This is a genomic window from Kitasatospora griseola (genome assembly GCF_014648555.1).
In the GTDB taxonomy this organism is placed as follows: domain Bacteria; phylum Actinomycetota; class Actinomycetes; order Streptomycetales; family Streptomycetaceae; genus Kitasatospora; species Kitasatospora griseola.
Map to the genome: position 1 here is coordinate 61,129 of NZ_BMRI01000033.1, position 11,783 is coordinate 72,911.

11 protein-coding genes and 1 pseudogene are annotated in these 11,783 nt (G+C 73.8%); 6 read left to right on the top strand and 6 right to left on the bottom strand.

Going from position 1 to position 11,783, the window contains the following annotated elements; genetic code table 11:
• Positions 1 to 89: 89 nt before the first annotated feature.
• Entirely contained in the window at positions 90 to 1,079 is a 990-nt protein-coding gene (locus IEZ12_RS29940) for a DMT family transporter (protein WP_229848288.1), read from the top strand.
• On the opposite strand, the gene IEZ12_RS29945 is transcribed toward IEZ12_RS29940, so the two are convergent.
• Positions 1,069 to 2,043 carry a LysR family transcriptional regulator gene (locus IEZ12_RS29945; protein WP_189276396.1) on the bottom strand — a complete coding sequence of 325 codons (975 nt, stop codon included), beginning with the start codon at positions 2,041 to 2,043 and terminating at the stop codon, positions 1,069 to 1,071. The two genes, IEZ12_RS29940 and IEZ12_RS29945, sit on opposite strands and share 11 nt — an antisense overlap.
• A gap of 283 nt (positions 2,044 to 2,326) precedes the next feature.
• Between IEZ12_RS29945 and IEZ12_RS29950 the strand changes: the two genes are divergently transcribed.
• The gene (locus IEZ12_RS29950) at positions 2,327 to 3,505 is read left to right on the top strand and encodes a C40 family peptidase (protein ID WP_189276398.1); all 1,179 of its coding nucleotides are present in this window, start codon (positions 2,327 to 2,329) and stop codon (positions 3,503 to 3,505) included.
• Between the two features lie 21 nt (positions 3,506 to 3,526).
• Here the strand turns inward: IEZ12_RS29950 and IEZ12_RS29955 are convergent, their stop codons facing one another.
• From IEZ12_RS29955 to IEZ12_RS29970, 4 genes are all read right to left on the bottom strand, one after another.
• A complete protein-coding gene (locus IEZ12_RS29955) occupies positions 3,527 to 4,144 on the bottom strand; it encodes a DUF4232 domain-containing protein (RefSeq protein ID WP_189276400.1) in 618 nt (205 codons plus the stop codon).
• Between the two features lie 238 nt (positions 4,145 to 4,382).
• Positions 4,383 to 5,735, bottom strand: coding sequence for an NtaA/DmoA family FMN-dependent monooxygenase (locus IEZ12_RS29960; RefSeq protein ID WP_189276410.1), 1,353 nt, complete (start codon positions 5,733 to 5,735; stop codon positions 4,383 to 4,385).
• 23 nt (positions 5,736 to 5,758) lie between these two features.
• Positions 5,759 to 6,994: an LLM class flavin-dependent oxidoreductase gene (locus tag IEZ12_RS29965; protein ID WP_189276413.1), complete on the bottom strand. Its 1,236-nt coding sequence runs from the start codon at positions 6,992 to 6,994 to the stop codon at positions 5,759 to 5,761.
• Between the two features lie 106 nt (positions 6,995 to 7,100).
• Positions 7,101 to 7,247 carry a hypothetical protein gene (locus IEZ12_RS29970; RefSeq protein WP_189276414.1) on the bottom strand — a complete coding sequence of 49 codons (147 nt, stop codon included), beginning with the start codon at positions 7,245 to 7,247 and terminating at the stop codon, positions 7,101 to 7,103.
• Between the two features lie 335 nt (positions 7,248 to 7,582).
• On the opposite strand from IEZ12_RS29970, the gene hcp reads away from it, so the two are divergent.
• Both hcp and IEZ12_RS29980 read left to right on the top strand, forming a co-directional pair.
• On the top strand, positions 7,583 to 9,259 hold the full coding sequence (gene hcp / locus IEZ12_RS29975; protein WP_189276416.1) for a hydroxylamine reductase: 1,677 nt from the start codon (positions 7,583 to 7,585) through the stop codon (positions 9,257 to 9,259).
• Positions 9,256 to 10,266 carry a 2Fe-2S iron-sulfur cluster-binding protein gene (locus IEZ12_RS29980; protein ID WP_189276418.1) on the top strand — a complete coding sequence of 337 codons (1,011 nt, stop codon included), beginning with the start codon at positions 9,256 to 9,258 and terminating at the stop codon, positions 10,264 to 10,266. Before hcp ends, IEZ12_RS29980 begins: the two co-directional genes overlap by 4 nt.
• 52 nt (positions 10,267 to 10,318) lie before the next feature.
• On the opposite strand, the pseudogene IEZ12_RS29985 reads toward IEZ12_RS29980, so the two are convergent.
• Positions 10,319 to 10,608 (bottom strand): annotated as a pseudogene (locus IEZ12_RS29985) (DeoR/GlpR family DNA-binding transcription regulator); the annotation flags it as partial.
• Between the two features lie 110 nt (positions 10,609 to 10,718).
• On the opposite strand from IEZ12_RS29985, the gene IEZ12_RS29990 reads away from it, so the two are divergent.
• The gene (locus tag IEZ12_RS29990; protein WP_373295546.1) at positions 10,719 to 11,051 is read left to right on the top strand and encodes an MFS transporter; all 333 of its coding nucleotides are present in this window, start codon (positions 10,719 to 10,721) and stop codon (positions 11,049 to 11,051) included.
• Positions 11,052 to 11,206: 155 nt separating this feature from the next.
• On the top strand, positions 11,207 to 11,752 hold the full coding sequence (locus IEZ12_RS29995; RefSeq protein WP_189276420.1) for an NADPH-dependent FMN reductase: 546 nt from the start codon (positions 11,207 to 11,209) through the stop codon (positions 11,750 to 11,752).
• Positions 11,753 to 11,783 lie beyond the last annotated feature (31 nt).

An 11,783-nucleotide genomic window follows, 5' to 3' on the forward strand; every position in this document is an offset into this window, starting at 1 on the left:
GCTTGTTGGACTCCCGCCTCCGGCCGGTCGCATCATCGCACCACTTGGCGGGACCGAAGCGCCCGACGCCCAGGCGAGGAGTGGACTTGGTGCAGAAACCGGAAGTGGTCGCGGAATCGACGGGCCCGGCTCCGGCCCGGTGGATTGCGGGCTTCCTGGCCCTGTCGCTCATCTGGGGGGCCAGCTTCGCCCTGATCAAAGTGGCCGTGAACGCGGAGGTTCCGCCGATCTGGGTGGCGTTCTGGCGGTGTCTGTTCGGGGCGCTGACCCTGGCGGCGATCCTGGCCGTGCAGCGCTCGGGGCTGCCGCGGGACCGGGCGACGTGGGGGCATGCGCTGGTGGTGGCGCTGTTCCTGAACTCGATGCCGTTCGCGCTGCTCGCCTTCGGTGAGACGCAGGTCAGTTCGGTGCTGGCCGGTGTGATCAATGCGACGACGCCGCTGACCACGCTGTTCTTCGTCCTGCTGCTGGTTCCGCAGGAGCAGTTGACGTCGCGTCGGCTGGTCGGTCTGTTCACCGGCTTCTGCGGGGTGCTGGTGGTGCTGGGCATCTGGCAGGGGCTGGGCGACGCGACACTGACGGGCGCCGCCGCCTGTCTGGGGTCGACGCTGTGCTACGGGGCCGGATTCGCCTACACCCGGCGGTTCTTCGCGGGCCGTCAGGGCTCCGCAGTCGCCCTGTCGACCACACAACTGATCTGCGCCACAGCGGAGTTGTCCGTCGCTGCGCCCTTGATGGCCGGGGCGCCCGGGTGGCCGGGCCGGCCTGCCGCGGTGGGTCTGCTGGCCCTCGGCGCGCTGGGCACCGGTGTGGCCTACATCCTCAACCTCCGCCTCATCCGGGAGGCCGGGCCGACCATCGCCTCCACGGTCACCTATGTGATCCCCGTGTGGTCGACCCTGTTCGGCACCCTGCTGCTGTCGGAGCCGCTGAGCTGGAACACCGCGGCCGGCGCCGTTTTGGTGGTCGCGGGCGTCCTGCTCACCCGGGCGCCGGGCCGCCCCCGCCCGCCGGCGTCCGGGACGTCCGGGCAGCCCGCAGCCTCCGTCGCGGAGCCCGAGGGGAGACTCAGGCGGTGACGGGGGCCTCGCGGTGGCCGTCGGCGTCGACGGTGGGCCGCGGGTCGAGCGGCCGGGTCCGCACCGGCAGCGGGAGATCCAGGGGACCCGTGTCCTGACCGTCCGTCGGATGCCGGCGGCACCAGGCGGTGAGGACGTCGGCCAGCGGATGCCAGGGGCGGTCCGCCGGGCCGGTCAGGGTGAGGCTGCGGGTGACGCGCTGCGCCAGCGGCACCATGACCAGCCGGTGGTCCAGCATCGTTGCCGTCAGCCCGGGCACGATCGACACGCCGATTCCGCTGCGGACCATGGTGAGCAACGTCCCCATGTCCCGGACCCGATGCGCCCCGGGCAGCGGCCTGCGCGCCAGCCGGTACGCCTGCCGGACGTACTTCTCGCAGCCCCCGGTCGACAGGATCAGCGGGTCGTCGTCGAGGTCGGTGACGTCGATCCGCGGCTCGGCGGCGAGCGGGTGGTCCCGTCGCAGCAGCGCCTGGAAGGCGTCGGTGGACAGCAGGACGCCCTGCTCGGACGGCGGGCCGACCAGGACCGAGAGCTCGACGGCGCCGCGCCGCAGCCACTCCTCGACCTCGCCGTCGTCGCCCTCCAGGAGCACCACGTTCAACTGCGGGAACGCCTCCCGCCAGCGCTGCAGGAGGGTCGGCAGAACGCCCTGACAGGCCGTCGGCGGGGCGGCCAGCCGCACCGTCCCGGACGGCTGCCGGTTGCGCCGGGCCGCCAGTTCGCAGATCGCCGCGTGCGCGGCCACGGCCTGCCGGGCCGGGACGAGGATCTGCTCGCCGAACGCCGTGGGGCGGGGCCGGCCGGTGCGCACCAGGAGGGAGGCGCCGAGCGAACGCTCCAGCGCGGCCACCGAGTGCGACACCGCGGACTGGCTGACGTCGAGCTCGTCCGCCGCGCCGCTGAAGCTGCCGCTGTCGAGGACGGCGAGGACGGCGCGCAGGTGCGTGATGCCGACGTTCATGAAAGCCCCTCAGCCAGCCCGGCACGTCATCGATTTCCCTCATGATGCTGCGGGCCGGAACGGGCCGCAATCACCGCCGCGGACCCGCCCGGGCCTCGGCGGGGGCGGTCGGTGCTGCGCCGGGCGGGTGAGGTGCGCGTCGTTCGGGTCCGGGTTGCGGGGGAGTGGGCGGGGCGGATGCCACAGTGGCGGGGTTCCGATCATCCGACGGATGTGCGGCGGCCGGCGGATCCGGTCGGTGCGTGGCGCATCCGATGCATGTGAGCGAGGACGGTGGACTCCCATGGTCCGTGGCATCCCCCGGTCCTGGCGGATGGCGGCGCTTCCGCTGGCCGTGGCACTGCTGGTCACGGCCGTCGCGCCCGCCGCCGCGGACCCGGAACCGCCGCCCGACGCGGTGGCCGCCGGGGCGGAACCGCCGCCGCCCGAGGACATGACCGCCGGTTCGGCGCTCGAAGAGTTCGGCCGCGACCTCGCGGGCGCCCGGCACGCCGCCGAGACCGCGGAGCAGCGGTTCACCGCCGCCGATCTCCAACTCGACCGGAGGAAACGGGAGTCGGCGGACGCCGAAGCCGACGCCGAGCGTGAACGGGCCCGGGTCGCGGAGGCCGAACTGCAGGCCGCGCGACTGGTCGGCGAGCTGTACCGCAACGGTTCGCTGGGCTCGCTCGGCCCGGTCGCCCGACTCTTACTCTCCGGCAATCCGGAGGAGTTCCTCGGCCGCCAGTGGCGGGCGTTCGAGCAGACCCACACCGCCGCCGAGGTGCTCGGTGGGCTGCACGAGGCCCGAGCCCGGCTGGTGCTGGCCGCCGAGCAGGCCCGGCAGGCCGAACAGGCGGCGGCCACCGCCTCGCAGGACGCCCAGAGGGCCCTGGACGCGGCCCGCAGCGCGGCCGACCGCACCGCCCAACTGCTCGAATCCACTCCCGCCGACCAACTGGACCTGCTGGAGCAGCTGGAGAGCGACCGCGCCGACCAGGCCCGCGAGGAGATGCTCGCCGCCGGGACGTTCGGCCCCGGCGGCAGCGCGTCCGAGGCCGGCCGCCAGGCCATCGCCTACGCCCTCGCCCAGCTCGGCAAGCCCTATCTGTGGGGCGGCACCGGTCCCGACGCGTTCGACTGCTCCGGCCTCACCTCGCAGGCCTGGCAGTCCGCCGGCGTCAGCATCCCGCGCACCAGCGAGGAGCAGTGGGCGGCGCTCAAGCGGATCCCGCTGCGCGAGCTGCGCCCCGGCGACCTGGTCGTCTACGACAACGACGCCGGCCACATCGCCCTCTACCTCGGCGGCGGCACCGTCGTGCACGCCCCGCACACCGGGACGGTGATCAAGCTCGCCCCCGTCCCCATGCTGCCGATCCTCGGCGCGGTCCGCCCCGACCCGCAGGCCCCCTCCGTGCGCACGGACGAGCCCCCGGACCCGCCCGCGGACACCGACGAGTCGCAGGGGCCGTCCGACGAGTGATCGCCGCCGTGGCCGGCTGCCTCAGCGGCCGGCGGTGATCGGGCGGACCTGGGTGCCCGGCTGCGGTGCGGAGCGGCGGTCCTGCGGGTTGGCGCCCTCCCAGTGGACGGTGAGGTGCCCGGTGTCGTCCGGCGGGGTCAGCACCATCGAGGTCACCTTGAACTCGGCCTGGCCGCGCTGCCCGCGTCCCCGGTAGGGCAGGTAGTCGATCAGCACGGACGCCGTCCCGCCGGGCGGCAGGGTCACCGTCCGGGTCTGTGACGTCCGGGCCCGGGGCAGGCTCCAGGTGGTTCCGTCGCTGACCAGGTCGATGCCCGGGAAGCCCTGGAGGGTGCAGGTGGCCGCACTGCGGTTGGCGAGTTCGATCCGCTCCACCACCGGCCCGTCCGAGGCCGCCGCCACCGAACCCGCCGACACCGTCGCCCGCAGATCAGCCGCCGTGCACCGGCGCGTCCCGGCCCCGGCGGGGGCGGCGGGTTGGGTCTCCAGGACGGGCGAGACCTGCAATTCTGCCGCGACGGGCACCGCGGGCGCGGCCGGGGCGACCGGACCGGACGGCCGCTCCTCGGCGCACGCGGTGAGGGACACGCCCAGGGCCGCCACCACGGCGGTGGCGGCGGACAGCTGACGGACACGCATGATCGGTTCCACCCCGTGATCCCGGCGGCCCCGCATCGGGAGCCGCGCCGAAACTGACGGCCGATCACCCCTCGAACCCACCCCCGGGACCGGCACGTCCACCATGCTGTCCCCCGCCGATCAACAACGGATCAACACCGACGTGACGCCCGGTCCACGTGACGCCCGAGCCCGGTGCCGGGCGGCTCAACGGATCGGCTCAACGGATCGGCTCAACGGATCGGCTCAACGGATCGGCTCAACGGGCGGCCAGGCCGAGGTGGTCGCGGAGGGTGTCGCCCTGGTACTCGGTGCGGAAGACGCCGCGTTCCTGGAGGAGGGGGACGACCTTGTCGGCGAACTCGTCGAGGCCGGTGGGGGTGAGGTGCGGGGCGAGGATGAAGCCGTCGCTAGCGTCCTCCTGGACGAAGCGGTTCATCTCCTCGGCGACCCGGGCCGGGGTGCCGATGAACGACTGGCGGCCCGTCACCTCGATGATCAGCTCGCGGACGGACAGCCGCTTGGTCCCGGCGAGCGCCCGCCACTCGTTGGCGACGGCCAGCGGGTCGCGGGTCATCCGGACCGAGGCGCGGCCCCGGGCGATGGTGTGTTCGCCGATCAGCGGGTCCTGCGCGGGGAGCGGGCCGTCCGGGTCGAGGTCGGACAGGTCGCGGTTCCACACCTGTTCCAGCAGCCGGATCGCGGTCTGCCCGCTCACCTGCTGACGGCGGATCAGGGCGGCCCGCTCGTGCGCCTCGACGTCGGTGTCGCCGAGTGCGAACGTCACCGAGGGCAGGATCTTCAGCTCGTCCCGCTGCCGACCGTACCGGGCCAGCCGGCCCTTGACGTCCGCGTAGAACGCCTGCCCGGCGAACAGTGTGCCGTGTCGGGAGAAGATCGCGTCGGCGGACGCGGCGGCGAACTCGCGGCCCTGGTCGGAGTCGCCCGCCTGGAAGATCACCGGACGTCCCTGCGGTGCGCGCGGCACGTCGAACCGGCCGGAGATGTCGAACTCCGAGGACCGGTAGGCGAATCGGCCCGCGTCCGGGTCGTTCAGGAACTTTCCGGACGCGCGGTCGGCGAGGAGCTCGTCGCCGTGCCAGGAGTCGAACAGCTGCCAGGACGCCTCCAGGAACTGCCGGGCCCGCGCGTACCGGTCCTCCTCGCGCAGGAACCCGCCGCGGCGGAAGTTCTCGCCGGTGAACGCGTCCCAGGAGGTCACCACGTTCCATGCCGCGCGGCCCGCGGAGAGGTGGTCCAGTGAGGCGAACTGCCGTGCCACCTCGTACGGTTCGTTGAACGTCGAGTTGATGGTGCCGGCCAGGCCGAGCCGGTCGGTGACGGCGGCGAGCGCCGCGAGCACGGTGAACGTGTCCGGCCGGCCGACCACGTCCAGGTCGTAGATCCGCCCGTGCTGCTCGCGCAGCCGCAGGCCCTCGGCGAGGAACAGGAAGTCGAACTTGGCGCGTTCGGCGGTCCGCGCGAAGTGCGCGAAGGACGAGAACTCGATCTGGCTCCCGGCCGCCGGGTCGCTCCACACCGTGGTGTTGTTCACGCCCGGGAAGTGCGCGGCGAGGTGGATCTGCTTGACGGGCTTGCTGCTGCTGGTCATGACGGGGCGATCCTTCCGGGGCGTCAGACGGTGGCGGCCGGGCCGACAGTGTCGGTGTCGGCGTAGCGGTTGGCGGGGCGCGGCAGGCCGAGCAGGCCGCGCAGCGTGGACGCCTCGTAGGCGGTGCGGAACCGGCCGCGTCGCTGGAGCTCCGGCACCAGGCCGCGGGTGATCCGCTCCAGGTCGTACGGCAGCGCGCCCGGGCGCAGCCGGAAGCCGGTCAGGCCGGTGGCCGCCAACTCCTCGACCAGGTCGGCGAGTTCGCCCGGCGTCCCGGTGAAGATCCGGGCGTCGCTGCGGTACTCGGCGCCGGCCGAGTCGTTCAGCCGGGCCAGCCGGTCGGCGGCCGCGCCGGGCCGATCGTCCAGGAACACCACCAGGTCGGCGAAGACGTGCACGGTCTCGTCGCCGCGCCCGGCGGCCTGCTGCGCGTCGCGGATCTCGGCCAGCGCGGCCCGGGCGTCGTGCGGCGTGTGCGGGGTGATGAACGCCAAGTCGGAGGATCGGGCGGCGAGTTGGTAGGGCTCGGTGCGGTGGGCGACGGAGGCGACGATCGGCTGGCCCTGCGGCGGGCGCGGGGTGATCGACGGGCCGCGGACGCTGAACCGCGACCCGGTGAAGTCGATGTAGTGCAGCTTGGCGCGGTCGACGAAGCGGCCGGTTCCGGCGTCGCGGATCTCCGCGTCGTCCTCCCAGCTGTCCCACAGCCTGCGCAGCACCTCGACGTAGTCCGCCACCTCGCCGAACTCCTCGGCGAGGGTGGCCAGTTTCTGCGGGGTGTCGGGTTCGTCCAGGCGCAGCAGGGCGGCCTCGCGGCGGCCGAAGTGGGCGGCCTCGTCGGGGCGGGCGGAGACCTTCACCCGCAGGCCGGCCCGCCCGGAGCTGACGAAGTCGAGGGTGGCCACCGCCTTGGACAGGTGGAACGGCTCGGTGAACGGGACGACGGCCGTCGGCACCAGGCCGATGTGCCGGGTCAGCGGGGCGATCCGGGCCGCGACCAGCACCGAGTCCAGCCGCCCGCGCACCCGGTCGGTGCGGGCGTCCGGCGCGAACGGGTCGTCGGACTGGAGGCTCAGGCCGTCCTCGAAGGTCAGCAGGTCGAGCAGCCCGTGCTCGGCCTCGGCGGCCAGGTCGGCCCAGTACCGGGCGGTGAACAACTCCGCCGGCCTGGCCTCCGGCTCCCGCCACGCGGCGGGGTGCCAGCCGGCGCCGTCCAGCGCGACGGCCAGGTGCAGGGGTGTGGACGTGTTCTCGGGCATGGCGAACCGCTCCTGTTCAGGAGGAAGGTGACGGCACGCCGGCCACGGGGCGGCAGCAACGCGAAGGAACGCCCGGGCGCGGCGAGGATCGGACGGTGACGACGGATCAGGCGGTGGCGACGGATCGGACGGCGACCGCGGGCGCCGGACAGAGCGCGGTGGTCACCCGCAGCAGATCGATGTGCAGTCGGGCGGCCAGCACCCAGCCCGGGCGGGCGACGGCGCCCGGCCGACCAACGTCTCCGAACCGCACCGCCGCCACCTCCTCCGCCCTCGCCGCTTTTGCTGCTGCTGCCTCCGTCGCACCGTAACCCCGTGCCGAGACCGCGCACAACGCTGTTCACCGAGCGGTAACGAACGGCCCAGAACAGCCCCGAACGAACCCGAACGAATCCGACGGAGGCGATCGGCGGGCGGGGCAAGGGACTTGAGTCCCGGCGAGGGCGGGGGAGCGGGGACCGATGGCCCCGGGCGGGAGGACGTACGGGTCCTGGGTCGGGCGGGCCGCGGGTTCGTAGCGTGAAGGCACGCCTGTTGCGTGGGGCCCGTCGGCGCCAGGGCGAGGTGTACGGAGTCCAGGAGGACCGCATGTTCTGTTACCAGTGCGAGCAGACCGACCGTACCGGGACGGTTCCCGGGTGCGCGGGTGCGATCGGCAACTGCGGCAAGGACGCCGCGACTTCCGATCTGCAGGACCTGCTGATCCATGCGGCGAAGGGCGTCGCCCAGTACGCCGCCGAGGCACGGGCGCTCGGGGCGGCGGACGACGAGGCGGACCGGTTCCTGCTGTACTCGGTATTCACCACGCTGACCAACGTCAACTTCAACCCGTCCCGGTTCGGCGCCATGATCCAGCAGGCCGTCGCCCACCGCGACCGGGCCCGCGCCGCCTACGAGCAGGCCGCCCGCGCCGCCGGCCGCGAACCGCGCGAACTGACCGGCCCCGCCGCCTGGCAGCCCGCCGCCGACCCGGACGCGCTGCTGAAGCAGGCCGCCGACGTCCGGGTGGACGCTGGCCTGGCCCTGGTCGGACCGGACGTGGTCGGCCTGCGCTCGCTGCACCTCTACGCACTGAAGGGCATCTGCGCGTACGCCCACCACGCGCACGTCCTCGGCAAGGAGAGCGCCGAGGTGTTCGCCGGGGTGGAGGACGCCCTCGCCTACCTCGCGGGCGAACCCACCGACGCCGCCGAGCTGTTGGAGCGCGCCGTCGGACTGGGCCGGCTCAACCTGACCGTGATGGAACTCCTGGACGCCGCCAACACCGGCGCGTACGGACCCCAGCAGCCCACCGCGGTGCGCACCACGTCCGTCGAGGGCAAGGCGATCCTGGTCAGCGGCCACGACCTGCACGACCTGGAGCAGTTGCTGGAGCAGACCGCCGGCCAGGGCATCAACGTGTACACCCACGGCGAGATGCTGCCCGCGCACGCCTACCCGCTGCTGAAGGCCCACCCGCACCTGGTCGGCAACTACGGCGGCGCCTGGCAGGACCAGCAGCGCGAGTTCGCCGCGTTCCCCGGCCCGATCCTGATGACCTCCAACTGCATCATCGAACCCCACGTCAGCTACCGCCGACGGATCTTCACCACCGGCCCCGTCGGCTGGCCCGGCGTCCGCCACCTCTCCGAGGGCGACTTCACCCCCGTCCTGCAGGCCGCCCGCGCGCTGCCCGGCTTCCCTGCCGAACCGGAGCCCGCGCCCGAGAAGCTGCTCACCGTAGGCTTCGGCGCCGACGCCGTCCTCGCCGTCGCCGACCGCGTCACCGCCGCCGTCCGCAGCGGTGCGATCCGGCACTTCTTCCTGGTCGGCGGCTGCGACGGGCCCACCCCCGGACGCGACTACTACACCGAGTTCGCGGTCGGCGCGCCCGCCGACACCATGGTGCTCACCCTCGGCTGCGCCAAGTACCGCTTCAACGGGCACGACTTCGGCGAGATCGGCGGCATCCCGCGGCTGCTCGACCTCGGCCAGTGCAACGACACCCACTCCGCGATCCGGATCGCCGTCGCACTGGCGGAGGCCTTCGAGTGCGAGGTGAACGACCTGCCGCTGACCCTGGTGCTCTCCTGGACCGAGCAGAAGGCCGTCGCCGTGCTGCTCGCCCTGCTCGCCCTCGGCATCCGCAACATCCACCTCGGCCCGACGCTGCCCGGCTTCCTCACGCCCGACCTGGTCGACGCCCTGGTGCAGCGCTTCGACCTGCGGGTGATCGGCGACCCGGCCGCGGACCTCGCCGCCGCGCTCGAACCGGCCGGGCAGTGACCGGCCACCAGGTGGTCCTCACCACCACCGACGGCGCCCGCCTGGAGCTGTGCTGCCCGCCCGGCGGCACCGTGCTGGAGGCGGCCGCCGAGGCCGGGGCCGCGCTGCCCGCCTCCTGCAAGCAGGGCACCTGCGGCTCCTGCCACGCCACCGTCACCTCCGGCGAGTACGACCTCGGTCCGCACAGCGCACTGGCGCTGCCGCCCGACGAACTCCCGCACGGCGGCGTGCTGCTGTGCCGCACCGTCCCGTGCGGGCCGCTCACCGCCGAACTGCCCTACCCGCAGTCGCGGATCCTGTACGGCGGCGTGCCGGAACGGGCGGCGGAGGTCGAGTCGATCACCACCGTCGCCCGGGACACCGTCCGCCTCGTCGTCACCCTCACCGACAGCCCCGACTGCCAGTTCGACGCCGGCCAGTTCGTCGAACTCGAACTGCCCGGCACCGGGGCCCGCCGCGCCTACTCGCTCGCCAACACCGGCAACTGGGAAGGCCGGATGGAGTTCTACATCCGACTCCGCCCGGACGGCGCGTTCTCCGGCCCGCTCGCCGAACGAGTCCGCCCCGGCGACCCGCTGACCGTCCACGGCCCGCAGGGTGCCTTCGGCCTCCACGAGACCGGCCTGCGCCCCCGCTGGCTGCTCGCCGGCGGCACCGGCCTGGCCCCGCTGCTCGCCATGGCCCGCCAGATGGCCGAGTGGCAGGACCCGCAACCGGCCCGCCTCTTCCTCGGAGCCAACACCCCCGCGGACCTGTTCGGCGACCCGGAACTCAAGGCGGTCGCCGCCGAACTCCCGTCCTTCCAGTACGAGTTCACCGTTCGCGAGGCCGACCCCGGTTGGACCGGCCCGGTCGGCACCCCCGCCGACCTGCTCGCCCGGGCGCTCTCCGCCCACACCGGCCCGGCCCCCGACCTCTACGTCTGCGGCCCCCCGCCCATGGTCGACGCGGTCCGCCGCGCCGCCCCCGACTGCCAGGTCTTCCACGAACGCTTCCTGGCCACCTGAACACCCGACCGCCGCACCCTTCCTCCCCGCTCACCGGGAGGAGGGGTGCGGCGGCGGGGGCGTCGGTGTCGGTGACGAGGATGTGCAGGCTCGCGGCGGGGCGACGCGGGCGAAGGCGGTGCGGCCGAGCTTGCCGGCGGACGCGGCCACGAGGGTGCGGCGGGCGGCGGCCATCGCGGCCTTCTTCACGGTGGCGTCATCGAGGTCGTAGGCGGTCAGGCCGTCGGCGGCGCTCAGGGCGCAGCAGCTGAGGACGGCGGTGTCGAAGCGCAGGGCGTTGATCGAAGCGAGGGCGAGGGCGAGGGGGCAGGTGAGGGCGCCTTCGGTGGCGCGGGGGCGGCCGGACGCCTGCTCGCCGACCGGATCGTCAGCCGCCACGGCCCGACCGCCGTCCTGCGCCACGGCGCGGCCACCGCGCCGTCGGCATCACCATCGCCGCGCTCACCCCGTGGGTGTGGGCCGCGTTCCTCGGCTGGGCGCTGTTCGGCCTCGGCCTGTCCGGCTGCGTGCCCCAACTCCTCAGCGCCGCCGGCCACGCCGACCCTGCCGCCGCGGGCGCCAACGTCTCCCGCGTCGCCGGACTCGGCTACCTCGGCATGCTCGCCGGACCCGCCGTCATCGGCTGGCTCACCCACCTCACCGCCCTCGACCACACCTTCCTGCTGCTCACCCTGATGTGCGCCGCCACCGCCGCCACCGCCGGGATCCTCCGCACCACCGCCACCCCGGGTTCCCCCGGCAGCGACCGCGCGGCCTCCCCGGCCCCTGCGGGCAGCAGCCACTGACTGCCTGCGCGGCCCGGGCCCCGCGCAGCCGCCATCGGCAACCGGCTCCCGGCCCACGCGGCCCGACCACCCGGCGCCGGGAATCCGGGTGCGCCGACGGCGTGTTGCAGCGATCGTCGGAAACCGTTCGGAATCGGGGGCCTCAGTTGAAGTTCGTGGCAATCGTCGGAAGCCTGCGCGCGGGATCGTACAACCGCGCGGTCGCGCTCAACGCCGCCGAACTGTGCGACCCTGGCATCGAATTGACCCTCTTCGACGACCTCCGCGCCCTCCCGTGGTTCGAACACGACGTCGAGCTCGCCGCCCCGCCTGCCGCCGTCCTCGCCTTCCGCGCCCGACTCGCCGACGCCGATGCCGTCCTGATCACCAGCCCCGAATACGCCGCCGGCATGTCGGGCGTCCTCAAGAACGCCCTCGAATGGATCGTCGGCGGCGGCCAGCTCGTCGACAAACCGGTCGCCGTCATCACTGCCTCCCCCGCCACCACCGGCGGCGAACGCGCCCGCGCCTGGACCACCGAGACACTCCGGATGATGGGCGCCGACGTCCTCCCCGAATCCCTGTCCATCCCGTCCGTCGGCACCAAGATCAAGAACGGCCGAGTGACGGACGAATCCCTCCGCACGCAACTGCGCGAGGTGCTGGCGGCGATGGGCCGCGCGGCGAAGCAGAAGGCCGAATCGGCGGCCGCCGAAGGCTGAACAGCCTGTCCCCGCATCGTCAGTTTCCGGG